Annotated in this window: 16 protein-coding genes, 2 rRNA genes and 2 riboswitches; of the genes, 8 read left to right on the top strand and 10 right to left on the bottom strand. The window is 47.2% G+C overall.

The window, feature by feature from the left end:
- Positions 1 to 82: 82 nt before the first annotated feature.
- From BLS69_RS19280 to BLS69_RS19290, 3 genes are read right to left on the bottom strand one after another with little or no spacing between them, the layout of a single operon-like run.
- Positions 83 to 877, bottom strand: a complete 795-nt coding sequence (locus tag BLS69_RS19280) for an energy-coupling factor transporter transmembrane component T family protein (RefSeq protein ID WP_091034693.1) — start codon at positions 875 to 877, stop codon at positions 83 to 85.
- Positions 852 to 2,423 carry an ABC transporter ATP-binding protein gene (locus BLS69_RS19285; RefSeq protein ID WP_091034695.1) on the bottom strand — a complete coding sequence of 524 codons (1,572 nt, stop codon included), beginning with the start codon at positions 2,421 to 2,423 and terminating at the stop codon, positions 852 to 854. The genes BLS69_RS19280 and BLS69_RS19285 overlap by 26 nt, the downstream gene beginning before the upstream one ends.
- A complete protein-coding gene (locus BLS69_RS19290; protein ID WP_036672660.1) occupies positions 2,424 to 3,017 on the bottom strand; it encodes an ECF transporter S component in 594 nt (197 codons plus the stop codon).
- 357 nt (positions 3,018 to 3,374) lie between these two features.
- A riboswitch (TPP riboswitch) is annotated at positions 3,375 to 3,485 on the bottom strand.
- Positions 3,486 to 3,645: 160 nt separating this feature from the next.
- Here BLS69_RS19290 and BLS69_RS19295 point away from each other — a divergent pair.
- Positions 3,646 to 4,599 (top strand): copper amine oxidase N-terminal domain-containing protein, encoded by a 954-nt coding sequence (locus BLS69_RS19295; RefSeq protein ID WP_091034698.1) that lies wholly within the window; start codon positions 3,646 to 3,648, stop codon positions 4,597 to 4,599.
- Positions 4,600 to 4,779: 180 nt separating this feature from the next.
- On the opposite strand, the gene BLS69_RS19300 is transcribed toward BLS69_RS19295, so the two are convergent.
- Together BLS69_RS19300 and BLS69_RS19305 are read right to left on the bottom strand one after the other, a co-directional pair.
- The gene (locus BLS69_RS19300; RefSeq protein WP_091034701.1) at positions 4,780 to 5,448 is read right to left on the bottom strand and encodes a pectate lyase; all 669 of its coding nucleotides are present in this window, start codon (positions 5,446 to 5,448) and stop codon (positions 4,780 to 4,782) included.
- A gap of 349 nt (positions 5,449 to 5,797) precedes the next feature.
- Positions 5,798 to 6,673 carry a radical SAM/SPASM domain-containing protein gene (locus BLS69_RS19305; RefSeq protein WP_091034703.1) on the bottom strand — a complete coding sequence of 292 codons (876 nt, stop codon included), beginning with the start codon at positions 6,671 to 6,673 and terminating at the stop codon, positions 5,798 to 5,800.
- A 182-nt stretch (positions 6,674 to 6,855) separates the two neighbouring features.
- Positions 6,856 to 6,959: riboswitch (TPP riboswitch) on the top strand.
- Between the two features lie 270 nt (positions 6,960 to 7,229).
- On the opposite strand from BLS69_RS19305, the gene BLS69_RS19310 reads away from it, so the two are divergent.
- The 7 genes from BLS69_RS19310 to BLS69_RS19340 all read left to right on the top strand — a co-directional run bounded on the left by BLS69_RS19310 (position 7,230) and on the right by BLS69_RS19340 (position 14,395).
- Complete coding sequence (locus BLS69_RS19310) at positions 7,230 to 7,994, top strand: ABC transporter ATP-binding protein (protein ID WP_091034707.1); 765 nt, start codon at positions 7,230 to 7,232, stop codon at positions 7,992 to 7,994.
- Positions 7,984 to 8,814: an ABC transporter permease gene (locus tag BLS69_RS19315; RefSeq protein WP_091034710.1), complete on the top strand. Its 831-nt coding sequence runs from the start codon at positions 7,984 to 7,986 to the stop codon at positions 8,812 to 8,814. The genes BLS69_RS19310 and BLS69_RS19315 overlap by 11 nt, the downstream gene beginning before the upstream one ends.
- Before the next feature lie 163 nt (positions 8,815 to 8,977).
- Positions 8,978 to 10,051, top strand: a complete 1,074-nt coding sequence (locus BLS69_RS19320) for an ABC transporter substrate-binding protein (protein ID WP_091034713.1) — start codon at positions 8,978 to 8,980, stop codon at positions 10,049 to 10,051.
- 992 nt (positions 10,052 to 11,043) lie between these two features.
- On the top strand, positions 11,044 to 11,856 hold the full coding sequence (thiM, locus tag BLS69_RS19325; protein ID WP_091034716.1) for a hydroxyethylthiazole kinase: 813 nt from the start codon (positions 11,044 to 11,046) through the stop codon (positions 11,854 to 11,856).
- Positions 11,853 to 12,665: a bifunctional hydroxymethylpyrimidine kinase/phosphomethylpyrimidine kinase gene (gene thiD / locus BLS69_RS19330; protein WP_091034718.1), complete on the top strand. Its 813-nt coding sequence runs from the start codon at positions 11,853 to 11,855 to the stop codon at positions 12,663 to 12,665. The genes thiM and thiD overlap by 4 nt, the downstream gene beginning before the upstream one ends.
- Positions 12,665 to 13,330: a thiamine phosphate synthase gene (thiE, locus tag BLS69_RS19335; protein ID WP_091034721.1), complete on the top strand. Its 666-nt coding sequence runs from the start codon at positions 12,665 to 12,667 to the stop codon at positions 13,328 to 13,330. The genes thiD and thiE overlap by 1 nt, the downstream gene beginning before the upstream one ends.
- Before the next feature lie 321 nt (positions 13,331 to 13,651).
- Positions 13,652 to 14,395: a MerR family transcriptional regulator gene (locus BLS69_RS19340; protein WP_091034724.1), complete on the top strand. Its 744-nt coding sequence runs from the start codon at positions 13,652 to 13,654 to the stop codon at positions 14,393 to 14,395.
- 566 nt (positions 14,396 to 14,961) lie between these two features.
- On the opposite strand, the gene BLS69_RS19345 is transcribed toward BLS69_RS19340, so the two are convergent.
- From BLS69_RS19345 to BLS69_RS19365, 5 genes are all read right to left on the bottom strand, one after another.
- Complete coding sequence (locus BLS69_RS19345) at positions 14,962 to 15,444, bottom strand: hypothetical protein (RefSeq protein ID WP_240768242.1); 483 nt, start codon at positions 15,442 to 15,444, stop codon at positions 14,962 to 14,964.
- A 328-nt stretch (positions 15,445 to 15,772) separates the two neighbouring features.
- Complete coding sequence (locus BLS69_RS19350) at positions 15,773 to 16,429, bottom strand: deoxynucleoside kinase (RefSeq protein ID WP_036672670.1); 657 nt, start codon at positions 16,427 to 16,429, stop codon at positions 15,773 to 15,775.
- Positions 16,426 to 17,049 carry a deoxynucleoside kinase gene (locus BLS69_RS19355; RefSeq protein WP_091034729.1) on the bottom strand — a complete coding sequence of 208 codons (624 nt, stop codon included), beginning with the start codon at positions 17,047 to 17,049 and terminating at the stop codon, positions 16,426 to 16,428. Before BLS69_RS19355 ends, BLS69_RS19350 begins: the two co-directional genes overlap by 4 nt.
- 183 nt (positions 17,050 to 17,232) lie before the next feature.
- Positions 17,233 to 17,349: ribosomal RNA gene (gene rrf, locus BLS69_RS19360) — 5S ribosomal RNA — on the bottom strand.
- Positions 17,350 to 17,424: 75 nt separating this feature from the next.
- Positions 17,425 to 17,518 (bottom strand): 23S ribosomal RNA (locus BLS69_RS19365); the annotation flags it as partial.

Consider the following 17,518-nt stretch of genomic DNA (forward strand, 5'->3'; position numbering starts at 1 on the left):
ATTAGAAGTTATTTCCATATAGACGCCGTAAACAGGAAAAAGTTACCGGTTACCTCAATATATTTCTCTCTATCTCCCCGTATTACCTTACATCCACCATCGTAGCATGATAAGGAAAGGTAACCCCGATGTAATAAGCAGCTGTTAAGGTGAGGATATAATAAAATACAAACCACAGATCAGCTCGCGAATAGCCAATCTGAATGTAATACGTGCGGCTCGCGCCATCTATGAACCCTTTCGCTTCCATCGCTACCGCCATTCGCTGTGCACGGCGAATGCTCTGTGCCAGCAGCGGAATAGCGTAACGCTTGAGTGTACCATACACGTTCCAGCGAGAGCCACGTTGCCGTGTTCCACGTATACGAATAGCGTAACGGAGCGTCTGGAATTCATCCAGCAAAATCGGGATCATGCGCATCGCGGCCAGAAAGCTATAGGCATATTTTGCAGGAAGCTTCCATTGCTGCATCAGGGAATAAAACAGCCGTACCGGCTTCGTCGTAAGACCAAAGAGTAACCCAGCCGCTGCCATAGTCAGCGAGCGAAAACCCAAGTGTAGACCGCGATAAAAGCTCTCTTCGGTTATGTGGATCAGTCCCCACTTATACCATGTGGTCTCGCCCTTACCAAACATCATCATGCCTGTAGACGTGGAGATAAACACCAGAATGAATGGTGATGCGTACAGCATCAATCTATACCACGGATGACCTGTCCAGCACAGTAACAACATCATCGCCAACGCAACGTTGGCCATTACATTCAGATTGTGAATAAGGATAACGATGACAAACATCATCGTCAGAATGATCATCTTTAATCCCGGATTGACGTTATGAAGCCAGGTTTCACGGTGAGGAAACGACAGTTGCATCAGATAACCTCCCCTCATCTACCGTCCAGATTCGGGTGCAATATCTTTTGACAATTTCACGATCATGGGTAACCATAACAATAGCTGTTCCCTCTCTCCGCAATTGCTCCAGCTGTGCTAACATGGCAAACGTATTGCGGGCATCCTGTCCAAAAGTAGGTTCATCCAACAGCAGTATTCGCTGCTCTCTCACCAGTGCAGAGGCAACGCTTAAGCGTCGTTTCTGCCCCATCGATAATTGGTAGGGATGGCGCTCGGAGAGGTCGATTAGTCCAAATTGATTCAACATATGATCAGTCCTGACAAGTCTTTCTTCCGTTGTAAGCCTGCCCCCCAGCAATGAGAATTCCACTTCTTCCGCGACTGTGTTAGTCACAAATTGAAACTCCGGGTTCTGAAATACAAACGCGATTTGATCTGCAAGCTGCTCCGTTTTGCCAAAAGGCTGGCCTTCAACCTCATAATGACCAGTTGTTTTCAGGATATTCATCAGAGATAACAACAATGAACTCTTTCCAGCTCCATTAGCACCGACAATACCAATCCAGTCTCCATGCCATACTTCGGCCTGCTCCACCTGAATGAAGGGTGTTTTCCCACGCCATCCGGTGAACTGCTTCAAGTCCAGTGCAGGCTGATAGGTGGGTGATACAGGCGATAAGGATGAGACGTGAGATATGGGGGATATACCCGGTGTATCGGATAAGCCAGACGGTTGCTGTGCTTCCAAGTTTGAGATGCCGTGATCCACACACACTTGAAGCTCTCCAAAAGCACTTCCCTCTTCTTCCTTAGCTGCCTGCTCGTGCTCATCCCACACACCCGGATACCAGATTCCATAAGCCTTCAGCTTGCACCGTTCATCCGTAAATACCTGCTGTGCTGGCCCATCCGCCACGATCTTTCCTTCAGGTGATAACACAATAATTCGGTCGACCATATCCACAATCTCATTAATTTTGTGTTCAACAATGATGATCGTTTTGTCACTGGCGATCCGTTTGACGGTATCCCACACCTGGGAAGTCCCCTCATCATCCAGCAGTGCAGTGGGTTCATCCAAAAACAATACCTCCGGGTCCATGGCAAGCATCGAAGCAATCGCAAGACGCTGCTTCATCCCCTGAGACATGGACTGGATCAATATACGATTCTGTTCAAAGGATAACCCCACTTGTTTCAGATAATATTCAATTAGAGTAGGCATCTCTTCACGCGGAATATTTCGGTTTTCCAGAACAAATGCGATCTCTTCATCCGTAAAGGACATACAGAACTGGGTATCCGGATCTTGAAAGACCACTCCTGCTTTGGCGGGAACCTGAATATCATCACATTTCATCGGAATCTCAACCGAACGTGGTATCAGACCGCTCAGAATTTGCAATAACGTCGATTTACCGGAGCCACTCGGGCCAAGCAACAGCACTTTCTCTCCTTGACGCACAGAAAGAGACAAGCCTTGAAATACCAAGGCTTTCTCTCCCGGGAACTTGCATCTTAGATTTGTCACACTTACCGCTTGCGAATTCCCCTCTCCGCTCATCTAATCCAACGCCTCATAATCCTGTTTGGATACCGGTCTGAGGGAGCGTGTTACACCGGTCAGTTCCAATGCTTTGGCGAGATAATAAGCAAACACTCCGGCAATCAAGATGCTTCCAATGAAGCGGAATCCGATAAATAACGTATAATTCCAGGCCGAGAGTGAATCAATATACCCGTATTGATAATCCAGCAAAAGCGAAGCCGCTGCGGCTCCTATGGCTGCAAGACAGGTGACAAACAGATTGGTTTTTCGATACAAAAATGCGGCGAAGAATATCTCGGCTCCCAATCCTTGCAACAGACCGTATACAAGTGTGGACATGCCCCATTCACTACCCAGAAAAGCACTTACCGTTGAAGCCGCAACTTCAGCAAGAATAGCCACGCCTGGTTTACGAATGATAACAAAAGCAAACGTGCCCGCCATAAACCACATGCCGTAGATCATCTGCTCCGCATGAACGCCAAATGGTTTCATCAAGTCATATGTAGGTCCCCATATCTTGTAAATCACCCCAAACACCACTGCGATCACGATGGTTACCAGAATATCCGTTAGTTTCAATCGCTTGTTGCCTGCTGTTGTTGCCATGTTCTCTACGTCCTTCCTTTGTTCCCTGTGGGGGTTGTAAAAGTGTGTGTTCAAAAAGACTGGTTTTCAGTACCAAGAAGATGGGATAAATTCCATATTCGATGCTGATGATGCCGTCAGGCACCCTTCGTAGTCAAAAGCAGACTTTTTGAACAACCTCTAAAAAATAAACGAAAAAGCCTCCCCGGTTCCGGGCAGGCCTTACGTACAGTGTACAATCCTCACAATGATGTAATGGATGGATGTCGAAAATAAATACGGAATATCAACCAGCACCCCTCCGCCCTGGCAGATACATCACCACAGTTCAAAGAGGTCTGTTGTTCATCCACGTTCATTCCCACAATTCACCCTTACATATCGCAAATCCATGTTCTCTACGCTGGCATTACCCAGATCAGATGTACGGTCAGCGGCACAAGGCCACTCTCTCAGCCCAACTTCATTGAGCTCCCGGTTCACTTATTTCATTGCTTCTAATGTACATCAGATGGGTATTTGTGGCAATCCCTAGAAAAAGCTTTATTTGGGGTAACAGGGAAAAGGACATCGGATGGTTCACTTTCCATAATATGAAACATTTAGGTTATGTAGTCCGTCTTAAACATTAGAAGGGAGATTGATAGTGATGAAAGATTACAACTCTGTTTGGCAGCTTAAAACATGGAAAATGGTCCTTGCCGCTTCGATACTCACCGCAGGCACGGCACCTGCCTTACTCTCATCCACTGTGGCGGAAGCCGCAGCAACCAAACCTAAACCGACAGCTTATATTAACAATGTTCAAGCTCAATATGATGTTGTCATACGGCAGGGTATTACGTACGTGGCATTGACGGAGCTTCAATTCCTCGGCAACTATACGTTTGGTTACAATAACAAAACAAAAGAGATCAGCATTAACACAGGCAGCGATAAGTATGTCCTTACACCTAACAGCAAAACAATGAAGAAAAACGGTCAGAATGCGACATTATCCTCCGCGCCGATTTTGGTGAATGGTAAAGCGATGCTTCCGCTCCGTGCCATCGGTGAAGCTTTTGGTGCCAAGGTGCAGTGGAACCAGAAGGCCAAGGAAGCCTACATTTACACTACCGATGCTACGATTGTAAAAGAATATAACAGTTCCGATCTGACTGTGGCGCGTGAAGCCGCACTGCATCTGCCCCGCTTTTCTGAACTGGGACAAGCACGTCTGGACATTCGCAACCCTTTGGGTCCGGTGGATTCATCCATTGAATACATTTTTGAACAAGACAAAAAAGATCGTTTCTTCGTTGTTGAGGATAACGATCTGATCAGTTATTATATCCTTAAAAATGGAAGTGCCTTGCTACAGTGGCAGGCCAACATCAGCAAAAGTGCCGGAACCATCGGTGACCTGTTCTTTATTAAAACCAAAGCCGTTGCTGAAGCAGGGACTCGTCCTTCCGTAGCAGGTCAAACACTCGTATCATTCAAGTACTCTCGCATGCTTGAAGAAACCTTTTACGAAATCATGAACAAATTGGGCTCTATTGATACCGGTTCTGTTGTCCCCGAGAAAGGCAAAGTCATCGTTGAAGTTCCGGGAGAGAAATAATTTGAGCATCCTCTATAAAACATCACTCAGCAAAACTATACTATGACATCTGCATTACAAAGAGCGCACTCAAAGTCATTGTGGCAATGACCTTGGGACGCTCTTTTTGGCGTTATATTTTAACTTCGAGTTACAAGCAAAGCTTAAACTTTTACCAACTCCAGGGATCCAATCTCCTGTCTAATATTGCGTGTTCCCAGACTGGCTCGTTTTTCCTGAAGCAAACCCCTTGAACAACGTTGGTACTTTGGAATAACGGGTATTCGTAATTTTGCCTTGTGATGTACTGCTGTCTGTACGCATAATCGAATCTTTCACATTGGAAATGTTGGAGTTATCCAGCGTCATGTTAACTGCAAAGGAAGTTCCACCATTTTGGCGAACCAGTTTGCCAATATCATCCGCACGGAAGTTTTTGATGTTAATTGTTCCAGCTGCATTCATCTGGAACACTTTATCATAGGCCTTGTACGCTGCCCCACCGGTAATGTTAACCGTTCCGGCGGACTTCAATGTCAGAGCATCCTCGCCCACGTCCTCCCAGACTACATTCGAAATATTACAGCTACCATAACAGTGAACACCATCGGCAGCAGGTGATCCAATATTTACATTTTTGAGTGTGGCCCCTGCCTCCAGGCGGAAGACTGGTTTCTGACCCTCAGCTTGAGATCCGTCGCCCAGTGTGGAAGGATTGGCTACAAATGTTTTACCTTGGCCGTCATAGGTCGTGCCCTTTGGAACCACAATGGTTGAATTTACAACGGTAGGTGCAGCCGCAGCCGGAACGGCACCAAATATAGAAGCAACCAAACCAGCGGACAGCAACAACGTCAATATTTTTTTCATAACTTAATTCCTCCCTTATTCTCTCGTTTTTTGGTAGTGTACAAGTCTGGGCTTGTACTGGAAGTTCGCCAGAGGTGCACCTCTGCCCAACTCACAACCTAATCCTACCAAATAAGGAAGGTAACTAGAATAATCATTAGATCAGATATATCATGACATCGCACAATCCCTGTCATATCGGCATTTTTTGCATACCAGGTCCCTCAAGCAATATGCTGATATCAACCTCAGGTATGCTCATTTGTAACGTTTGTATCCCTAACTTTAATCCCCGATAACAAAGAAAGACCACAACATTTATCTCCAAATGTGTGATCTTGAATGTCTTCTGGCTTGCTGATATAAGATATCAGGCTCCGAATCTCTGACGATAACCGCACTTTCGACACAACTCTTCCACAGCTTCCCGCCTGGAGAAGCCATATACCAGATTGTTCGCTCGCTCACCCTCAATAATCTCCGAGAATGACTTCTCGTGCACATTACCCAGGTTAATTACACCCTCGCCATCGAGACAGCATGGAACCACCGTTCCATCCACAAGCACAGCTGCCTGACCACGCAATGCATGGCAGAAGCCTTTGCCGTCATCTTCAGGTGCATCCAGACTTGGCCACTGGAACTCATGGTCCTGATTCAGGTATACATTCGGGGCAATTTTGACCCCGCTGCCTGGAACTACTTTTTCCTCAATGCAGAAGTCCAGATTGAACTCACGTTCCAATACTTCAAGGGTCTCCCGATTTCGATTCATCTGAGCATTTGTGAAGTTATCCTGCGTCAGATTCCACAGTCGGAATGAAATGATGACATTGTGCTTAACGGCCTCGTGTACAAAGGACAAAATATGACGCAGGTATCCGTCACGGTCGGTTGAACCTTCATGCCCATCGAAGCTGTGCAGGGAGAAATTCATCTGTCGCAGCGCCGGTTTGCCAAGCAATTTATGCTGAGTCTTGGGCAGCAGTGTACCATTCGTTGTAATGTTCACCTTGAGTCCCTTCTCATGTGCGGAATCGAGTAACAGATCTATTTTGGGATGCAACAAGGGTTCGCCTTTGACATGTAGATAAATATGATTGGTGTGTGGTTTAACTTGTTCCAGTATATTGTTGAAGACTTCAGGGTCAATGAATCCTTTGGCACGCTGTGTCTGCGGACAGAAGCTGCAAGCCAGATTGCAGATACTCGTGATCTCAATATATACTTTTTTGAACGTTTTCAACTCGGGTCCCCATTCTGCCTAGGAGGGAGAACAATCCCACCTGCATTTTGTGATCCGGCCAATACGGGCCATCCTTATTATATCGGGTTCCTGAGCCGAGGTAAATTGTTCAGTTATCATGCTGCCTCTTTACAGTTCATGTTCAAGTGATATATGCTGAACACACAACTGCATATCTTGAACTTTTGCACTAGGGGAGCCTTGCGGCTGAGACGAATATGACTTATTCGGACCCTTTGAACCTGATCTGGATCATACCAGCGGAGGGAAGTGGAGCGGCCTTTTAGTAAGCGGAATTTTCTCAATGTATGTGAAGATAAATTGCGAATTTAACTTACAGACCCACTCATTTCTCCGGAAATGGGTGGGTCTTTTTTATGTAGATTTATAAGTTTTCAGCGAAGCTGAATCAATCGATATCGTAAAAACCACTTCAGCTAAACGCGGTCTGTCTTCTCGAAAAGTACGTCGATAGACGTTTTTCTTATGTTACTTCTGCAAAGCACAAGATGCCGTTGTTATTCCAGCAGTCTGATATCAAGGGGGTGAGGATCAGATGACCAACCATGTAACCATTCACAACATAAGCTTCGCTTTTCCGGAAAAAATGGATTCCCCCGTACTCTCCAATGTGTCGCTTCAGGTTCAACAAGGGGAATTTGTCTCGCTCATCGGCTCAAGCGGATCAGGTAAAAGCACGCTTTTCAAGCTGCTCGCAGGCTTGCATGAGCCTACCGTCGGCACCATCGATATTGCTGATGTACCGCAAGGACAACGGCTCGGACGAGTCGCCTATATGCCGCAGAAAGACCTGCTGTTATCCTGGCGTACCGTCATGGAGAACTGCATGCTGCCTGCCGAGCTGGCACCAGGCCGACAGGACAAGGACAAACTACGAGCCGATATCATCGCAGGATTGGCAAGGTTCGGCTTGTCCGGTTATGAGCAGGCCTATCCAGATGAGTTATCCGGCGGCATGCGGCAGCGGGTGGCATTGCTGCGTACCTTGCTTACAGGCGGGCAGCTCATGTTGCTGGATGAACCCTTCGGTGCACTCGACGCCTTAACCAAACGACAAATGCATCGCTGGTTATTGGAGCTGTGGGAGGGCTTTGGCCAAACCGTGCTGTTCATTACACATGACATCGAAGAAGCCCTGCTGTTAAGTGACCGTATCATTCTGTTAACTCCAGGGGGGCAAGGCCAGCAGTTGCGGGAGATGACGGTTCCCTTACCACGCCCAAGGCATTCGGACATGATCTACGAACTGGCTCTCGTGCAGATGAGGCAACAACTGGAGGAACAATTGCATGCAAATTGATAGAGCTGAGGTTAGCGTTTGGACGTGGTGTTCAAAGTGGCTCTCGAGGTCGTTTTCCCAATATGGTTTGTTTATTATGCTCATGTTCTTATCACTGGCGATCTGGGAAGTGATTGTGCGTATGGAATGGGTGCCCTCCTTCATCATTCCTGCACCCACGGCCATCATAGGCTCACTGGTCGAGCATCGTCATCTGCTGTTGACCATCCATCTGCCTGCAACCTTTATGGAGGTTGCCGTAGGTTTTGGATTATCCATAGTGACCGGAATTACGCTAGCGACAGGCATGCATATGAACCGATCGATTGAAAAGGCCTTGTATCCCTTCATCGTGATCAGTCAGACCATACCGCTGATTGCCCTGTCCCCCGTATTTATCCTGTGGTTTGGTTACACGTTGTGGAGCAAAGTCGCGGTGGTATTCTTAATCGCATTCTTCCCCATTGTGGTCAGTACCTACGATGGACTCCGCCAAGGCGATCCAGAGCAGCGTGAACTGCTGCTCACCATGGGCGCCAGCAAGTGGGATATTTTTTGCAAACTCCAGGTTCCGCTGGCACTTCCCTCTTTTTTCTCGGGGTTAAAGATGTCTGTGGTGTACTGCGTGGTTGGGGCAACGATTGGCGAATGGCTCGGTGGCAGCAAAGGTCTCGGATACTTCAGCCGCCGCATGTCCAGCAACATGAACACGGATGCGATGTTTGCTGCTATTGTGCTGTTATCCTTACTTGGGATCGTTTTGTTTGTACTGATTGCCTGGCTGGAGAAACGGTTTAGCATACGGCGTCATCGTCATGGAGGCAAAAGAAAAGTTGGATAATACTTAGACAGAAATTAGAGGTAAATACAGGAGTTACAATCTTCAAAACATACCTTATGCACAATTTCAGCAGCATCTTCAATCAGTTCATTGTCACATTGTCCGTTAACATGCTGCTGTCCATTTTCTACAAACCAAAACGATGAAATGAGGAACTTCATTTATGAATAACAAAGGTATATACTCCCTGCTTCCCATCATGCTCATTAGCCTTTTGCTGATCGTTAGCGGATGCAGCACCACGAATACTAGCAAAAACACGCCAACAACAGACTCTGCAACCAATGCACAACAGACAGACATGTCTGCAACCGAGCCAACATCAGACGCCAAAGATAAACTGTCCATCATGCTCGACTGGTACCCGAATGCAGTACACTCCTTCATCTACGTTGCTCAGGAAAAAGGATACTTTGCAGATCAAGGTCTCGATGTCGAAATTCAGATGCCTGCGGATACCAATGATTCACTCAAACTTGTTGCTGCTGGAAAAATTGATTTGGCTCTAAGCTACCAGCCCCAAATTTTGCTCGCTCGTGGTGAGAACATTCCTGTACGTTCCATTGCTGCTGTTGTTCGCCATCCGCTTGTGCATCTGTTGACCGAAGCAAATGGCAACGTGAGCTCACCCAAAGGTCTTGAAGGGAAAACTGTCGGTTATTCTTCGATTCCGCTGTATGAAGCGATGGTTCGTACGATGATTAGCAAGGATGGCGGCAACCCCGACAACATGAATTTGGTCGACGTTGGGTTCGATCTGATTCCTTCGCTGGCTTCCGGACAGGCGGATGCAATTATGGGTGGTTTTATTAACCATGAGCAACTGATTCTGGAGAAAGAAGGACATGCCATGAAATCCATTAACCCCGTCGATTATGGTGTGCCTGATTATTATGAATTGGTCCTGACTGCGAGTGAAGCTGGCATTGAAGCGAAAAAAGACCAACTTACCCGGTTCGTCAAAGCGGTCCAGGAAGGACAGAAATATGTAACGGAGCATCCAGAAGAAGCCTTGAATATTCTGCTCGCTCATGAGAATGAAACGTCTCCGCTTGACCCGGAGATTGAAACCAAAAGCCTGGATATTTTACTGCCACTTATGAATGAAGATGGTCAGATGTTTGGTCGGCAGGAAATGGCGTCCTGGGAGAATGTACGCGCATGGCTCGTTGAACAGGATTTGATTCCTGAATCGGTGAAAGCCGAGGATGCTTTTATTAATCTGCAAGGAGAGTAAGTAAAAGAGAGCAAAGTGAATGAAGGAAAAGTGAATGAACGCAAGGGGATTGAAAGCAAAGTTAGCAAAAACGTAGGATCTGATGCATGAAGGTTTGTGAAATGGAATTGGCCTAAGCAAGCATCCGAGGATCAGAATTTATAACAATCCTAAGTGGCTTGATGTGCACCTGGGCAGCTTGATATGCGTTTTGGTGGCTTGATATGCGTTTGGGTAGCTTGTTGATATGTATTTGGTAATGTAAATTTGCGCCTATCTTCAAGCCTACCATGAGCTGAATCGCGCCCTAATATGCCCAGAGTAGAACATGGAGCGAGCGCTAACGAATCTGAGGCGCCCTATTCAAGGATTTGGAGCGGTTGAAGAAATCTAAGGAACCTGAGACATGTTATATCGGAAAAAATAGCAATTTATAGTGTTTCGGTCAGGGGAATTTGGGAAATAACGTGTCCTGTGTTCCTTACATTTCATAAGGAGGATCTGACAGCCATATAAGACGTCCTGTGTTCTTTAGAAACATCGTGTGACCTTCGCGCCCCGATCAGTCGGGTATCGACATCCTGGGCTTTAGGACTCTCTTTGAACGCTAACGTCCATCACCGTATCGCTTGCCTGAGTTTGGAGACATACCATGGCTCCACTTTCTTTATTCTGTCTTTTATACTGTTTCGTTTTTTACTGTTTCGTATTTGTACTGTTGCTTTTCGCGAATTTACATTTTATACGGATCCACCTTTTAGCTGTTTCAATCAAGGCTGGATATAGATCAAAATGATTCAATTTGTCTATATCCATTTACAAAAATCCATTTTTAGGGAGTTATGAAATTGTTTTAGATTTTACGTTTCTGCTTTTCCTGTATTAATGCATCTGGCTGTTGTTATACTTGCGCCCCTACTCAACAAGGAGACTCATATCCTATTATTCTGCTGAGTGACTCCAGATATCGGACTTCCGCCGATGGGGTTACTTCAAAACAAGGAGGAAATTATATGTCTTATCTGGAACGTGTTCGTACGCAAAATCCGCTGGTACACAATATCACCAACCTTGTCGTGGCTCCCTTCACAGCCAATGGCCTGCTTGCACTAGGTGCGTCCCCTTTTATGGCCTATGCTCATGAAGAGGTCGCTGATGTCGCCAAGATGTCAGGTGCTGTGGTACTCAACATCGGTACACTCGATGACAAAGTCGTTCAGGCGATCCGTCTGGCAGGCCAATCGGCTAATGCGCATCACGTGCCTGTGGTGCTTGATCCCGTCGGCGCAGGCGCAACCACTTATCGCACGGAAACCGTGCAGATGCTCGTTCGTGAGCTTCGCCTCACGGTACTGCGCGGCAATGTGGCGGAGGTCGCTAATGTCATCGGTGAGAGTTGGAGTATTAAAGGCGTGGACGCAGGATCAGGTGAAGGTGATCGGATCGGCATTGCCGAGCGGGCAGCGCATAAGCTTGGCTGTGTCGTGGTCATTACCGGGAAAGAAGATATCATTACTGATGGACAATCCACATTCCTCACGAGTAATGGACATGCCCTGCTCACTCAGGTCACGGGTGCAGGTTGTCTGCTAAGTTCGGTGATTGGTGCTTTTACAGCCATAGCGGAATCGGAAGCCGATCTTCTAGGCAGTGTTGTTGAAGCGCTTGCGTTTTATGGTATAGCAGCTGAACTGGCGGCAGAGCGGTCAGCTCATCAGGGGCCGGGCAGCTTTCAGATTGAATTGTTGAATCAACTGGCACAAGTAACACCCGACCTTTTGGCAGAACGCGCACAGATCCGTCAGATCCGTGGAGGTGCAATATGAGCATTGCTCAAGCTCTAACCATTGCAGGTTCTGATAACGGGGGCGGCGCAGGCATTCAGGCCGATCTGAAAACGTTCCAGGAACTTGGGGTATACGGCATGACCGTTATCACGGCTATTGCTGCCCAAAATACCACAGGTGTGCAGGGCGTTTTTCCCATCCCTTACGATGGCATTGCCCAGCAATTGGACTCGACCGGCGAAGACTTTCAACCAATCGCAACGAAGACCGGCATGTTATATAGTGCCGAGATTATTCGTCTAGTGGCTGAGAAATGGCAGCAATACCGTTGGTCAAATCTGGTCATCGACCCTGTGATGGTCGCCAAAGGTGGCGCCCCCCTTCTCCAGCAGGAAGCTGTACAGGCGTTGGTTACGGAGCTGTTGCCCCATGCCCTGATCACAACACCTAATATTCCGGAAGCGGAATTGCTTACCGAGATGTCTATCACGAATCTGAGTCAGCGGGAAGAAGCCGCAAGACGGATTGTACAGATGGGCTCAACGTATGCTTTGGTCAAAGGTGGTCATGATGAAGGAAGTGGCATGATCGTGGATGTGCTCTACGATGGGCAGTCTTTTCATTATCTGGAGAATGTTCGTGTGGTAACACGTCATACACACGGAACGGGATGCACATACTCTGCTGCGATCACCGCAGAGTTAGCCAAGGGTTCACCTGTTCTGGCTGCCGTTACGACTGCGCGAGCATTCATTCAGGCGGCCATCGAAGATGAGCTGGGGATTGGGGCCGGACATGGGCCGACGAATCATTTTGCGTATCAGCGCAGACAGCGGGGTGAGCAGTGATGCGCTCTTGGGATGCAGAAGCGGTACAACGCGCGATGCAGGTGTATTTGGTGATGGGCAGCGTTAATACAACGCAAGACCCTGTGGAAGTGCTGCACCAGGCCATTGCTGGCGGCATTACGCTGTTTCAGTTCCGTGAAAAGGGAACTGGCGCCCTGGCTCACGAAGCTCGCATAACGCTTGCGATGCGGCTTCGCGAGGTGTGCAGCCAGCACGGGGTCCCGTTCATCGTGAACGATGATGTGGAGCTGGCTGTAGCGGTGGAGGCCGACGGCGTGCATGTCGGCCAAGATGATGCGGACGCGGCGCTGGTACGCGCCCGCATTGGAGATGGGCGGATGCTTGGCGTATCCGCCCACTCTGTGGAAGAGGCGCGCCGTGCCGTGCAGGCGGGCGCCGACTATCTTGGCGTCGGGCCCATGTACCCGACGCGCTCCAAAGCGGATGCCCACGCTGTGCTGGGCCCCGCAGGGGTGGCGGAACTGCGCGCCGCAGGCATCGCAGTTCCGATTGTGGGTATCGGCGGCATTACGCCCGATACCACGGCCGCCGTGATGGCGGCTGGAGCCGACGGCGTAGCCGTCATCTCCGCCATCGCGGGCGCGGCCGATGTGCGCGCAGCGGCTGCGCAGTTCGCTGCGGCAGTGCGCGGGATGCAGGCGTAGCCCTGCTCTCCCTGCACTGCCAGCCCCGTGGGCTGCACCGCATACATGGTGCAGCCCACAACCGCTCACGCTCCTCTCCATAACAGAGGAGGCGCGCACAATCCCCCTGCGGCGCGGCAGTCTATGTCTTCGACTTAGAAGCGCGTCCGCTCCCCTACAGTGACTGAATGATACAATAATTTAGTCATATCCAGTCACATCTATTCACCAATCCATGATCAAGATGCAGCTTCCATGCTCGCATCTTGTTTTTTCATTTTCAACGGTTGACTCTCACGTAACGTGACACTATACAATCGGTGTTGTAAGGAGGTTTAACACATGGCCATGAAGGTAAAAGAAGTTGCCGAACTTGCCTCGATCAGTGTGCGCACACTGCATCATTATGATGAGATCGGACTATTAACCCCGGACGAAGTGACTTCTGCCGGGTATCGATTATATTCAGATGCCAACCTGGAACGGTTGCAGCAGATATTGTTTTTCAAAGAACTCGACTTCTCTCTGAAGGAGATCAAAAACATTATAACCAACCCCTCCTTCAATCCGGAAGAAGCACTTAAAATGCATCGACTTATACTACTGGAGAAGCGCCAACGCTTGGACCAGATGATTGCTACCATTGATAGAACGGTTTTACACGTGAGAGGAGAAATTAAAATGACAGCCAAAGAACAATTCGAAGGATTTGATTTTAGCCAGAATCCGTATGAACAGGAAGCGCGTGAACGGTGGGGAGACCAAGCCGTAGATCAGGCAAATCAGAAGCTCCACAGTAAATCAACCACGGATCAGAAAGCTCTATCCGATCAAATGAACGAAATCTACAAACATCTGGCTTCACTTCGTCACACAGAACCAGCGTCTGCGGAGGCACAGGCAGGCATTAAAGAGTGGTACACTTGGCTAAACCAAATGGGAAGCTACTCACCTGAGGCCTTTAGAGGACTTGGTCAGATGTACGTAGACGATGAACGCTTCACGCGTAATATTGATCAGTTTGGCGATGGTTTGGCAGTATTTATGAGAGATGCTATGGCTGTATTTGCTGACCAAAACAAATAATATAGCCCTGTCTTCAACCACATACAGTATTATTTAACTCTAATTGCCGTAAGATATGCGCTTTAAACGATAATCTGGAACTTAGAGCTCTGTCCTCTAGTGGTAAAAGTAATCTCTCATCATCAGCTTTATAGCTGTAAATGGCCATTCGGATATTTGAACCTACCTCCTGGGGTGACCATATCATTCTTGTAATTAACCTTATGAACATGCTGGATATTTACTAGGGTTACCTAAGTATACAATTTAAATCGATCCGAGTTATTACATCAGTTATGAGCAATATCCCACCTCCTACCTGGTGGATACACAAAAGGGACGTACACCCTCAGGCGTATCGTCCCTTTTATGTATGCAAGTAACTCAGCCGCAATGTGAACATGCCTAACTGCTGCTCACTCTGAGTACTTTATAAATATCTTTTAAAGCAGATGCTCTTTACTACGTTTTTCTTCTGCTCCCAGTCCTTCGATATAACCTTTTCACAAGTGCTTAGGATGATGAGCGTGAAGTTTCTTCTGTCAAACGTTCTTCATTTTGCTGCCAAGCGTCTACCGTCTATCCGATTAAGCTCTTGGCGCGTGATCCGATGAAGATGCATCCGTAGCTAGACTGGTTCTCGCCATCCGGCCAGGAATCTGCCATGCAGACACAATCGCAAGCACAATGAATAACAAATCAATCGGTTGACTGAAGTAGTCCTGGAAGGTTTCTGCAAATGCACTGATCATCTCGCTATCAAACACAAGTTCCATCACGCTTACATCACCAAACAGTTCCGAAGTAAAATAAACCACCGTCAGATATTTCCCCAACAAAATGCCGACGAGCGCAAACAGTACGGCAATAATCTTATGTACCGTCGCAATTCGTTTATTGGAGAACAACACAACTGCGTAGCCCGTGAGCGCTCCAATCAAAATCGCAATTAATCCCACCTCATACTCGGTCATTGCAGCAATAGCTGCCCATACGATGCCTCCCAGAATGGCTGCAATTAAGCCACCAATGATGGGCATACCGATTTTAACTCCTTGTTTCTCTTCCACGTTGTCTTTCCCTCCTGAGTCATGCATATGCTTCTTTTCCAGAATTCACCTTTCCTATGAAACCACAAAAAGACCTATTATTCAACATTTTTCTACTTTTGGTGACCATGTATTTACATAATAGAAAAGATATATTAAGCATCCATTTCCTTATTCGCTCGAATATATCATTTTAGTTTTGTCCACATACATCTCATAATCATTCCCTTCGCACATAAAAAAACATCCCTCCAACAGCATAATCGCCGTAGAAGGGATGTTGTCCATATCTGTATCATAGATATCACCAATGTAACCCAGAATACTATATCGGAAAGCTCGCTCTATCTTACCTTTGTACTTCCTTGGAAGGCTGTATGACAGCTGCAATCTGTGCCAAAATGGCATCCACCGATGCCGGATCATGTACATCATACTCATCAATGTTCAGACGCAGCACAGGGCAAGCCGTAAACTGATCAATCCACACGGAATAGCGCTCGTGCATGTGCTCCCAGTACGAACGATCCGTCTGAATCTCCATCTCGCGTCCGCGTTCCGTAATTCGGTTTAAAATCGAAGGCAGACTGCCTTCCAAATAAATTAGCACGTCTGGATGTGGGAAATACGGTGTCATTACCATCGCTTCAAACAAACTGCTGTATGTCTCAAAATCTGTAGCAGACATGGTTCCTTGATCTGCATGCATTTGTGCAAAAATGCCCGTATCTTCATAGATGGAACGATCCTGTACGAATCCTCCACCCAGTTCAAAAATCTTTTTCTGTTCCTTGAAGCGCTCTGCCAGGAAATAAATCTGCAGATGGAAGCTCCAACGTTCGAAGTCATGATAGAACTTCTCCAAATATGGATTATGATCGACTTGTTCCAGAGAAGTCTTGAAATTCAAACGCTGTGCAAGCGCAGCCGTTAACGTGGATTTACCCACTCCAACCGTACCTGCTACCGTAATTAATGCATTCGTTGGAATGCCATAGTTATTCATATGATATACTCCTTTACGTGATTAACAATTTGCCTGAAGTGTTCAGGATGTTCCACAAAGTCGAGTTGCTCTGCATTGACCTTAATGATTACTGGCGGATTTGAGCTATTTGCCAGATAGTCCATGCCTGTTTTGTAATCAGCAATGAGTTGTTCCATATATGCCGGGTCCATATCCTGCTCAAATGAGCGTCCACGCTTGTTAATGCGGTACATCAACGTATCGAGTTCAGCTTCAATATAGAGCACCAGATTGGGCTTTGGCAGATCATCTGTTAACAGATGATAGATTTGACGATATTTATCCCGCTTCGTTCCCTTTAAGGTACGATCGGCAAAAATCATATTTTTATAAATATGGTAGTCCGAAATGACTGGGGTATTCTGCTCTACATAATGAGCACCCGTGTCTTCCAATTGTTTAAACCGATTACACAGGAAGAACATTTCCAATTGGAAACTCCACTCGTCGATATCCTGATAAAAGGAAGCCAGAAATGGATTCTCTTCTACGATTTCTTTAACTAACGGAAGATTCAATTCATGGGAAAGCATCGTTGCCAGCGTTGTTTTCCCCGCTCCGATCGGACCTTCCACGGCAATAAACGGGGCTGATTTCATCGTGTTCACTGTTCCTCCTCGTACTTATGCGTGTTTCCGTTTTCTATATAGACCTCACCTATTGTATCACAGCTTTAAGGATTGGAACGCCAGTATTTTATGTATATAACAAGTCAATCGGAACTTTTGAATTACAATAAAATAAAAAAAACACACTCGATATCATCAAGTGTGTCTTCTATTGCTTGGCGGCGTCCTACTCTCCCAGGACCCTGCGGTCCAAGTACCATCGGCGCTAGAGGGCTTAACGGTCGTGTTCGGGATGGGTACGTGTGGAACCCCTCCGCCATCGCCACCAAACGCGTAGCCTACATTTCAGAGTGTTGTTCTCTGAAAACTAGATTCGAAACGAAACGCGCGAATTACAACTTGCTATTGGATAAGCCCTCGACCGATTAGTACTGGTCAGCTCCATGCATTGCTGCACTTCCACCCCCAGCCTATCTACCTCGTCGTCTTCAAGGGGTCT

This window comes from Paenibacillus sp. CF095 (genome assembly GCF_900101225.1).
Lineage (GTDB): Bacteria > Bacillota > Bacilli > Paenibacillales > Paenibacillaceae > Paenibacillus.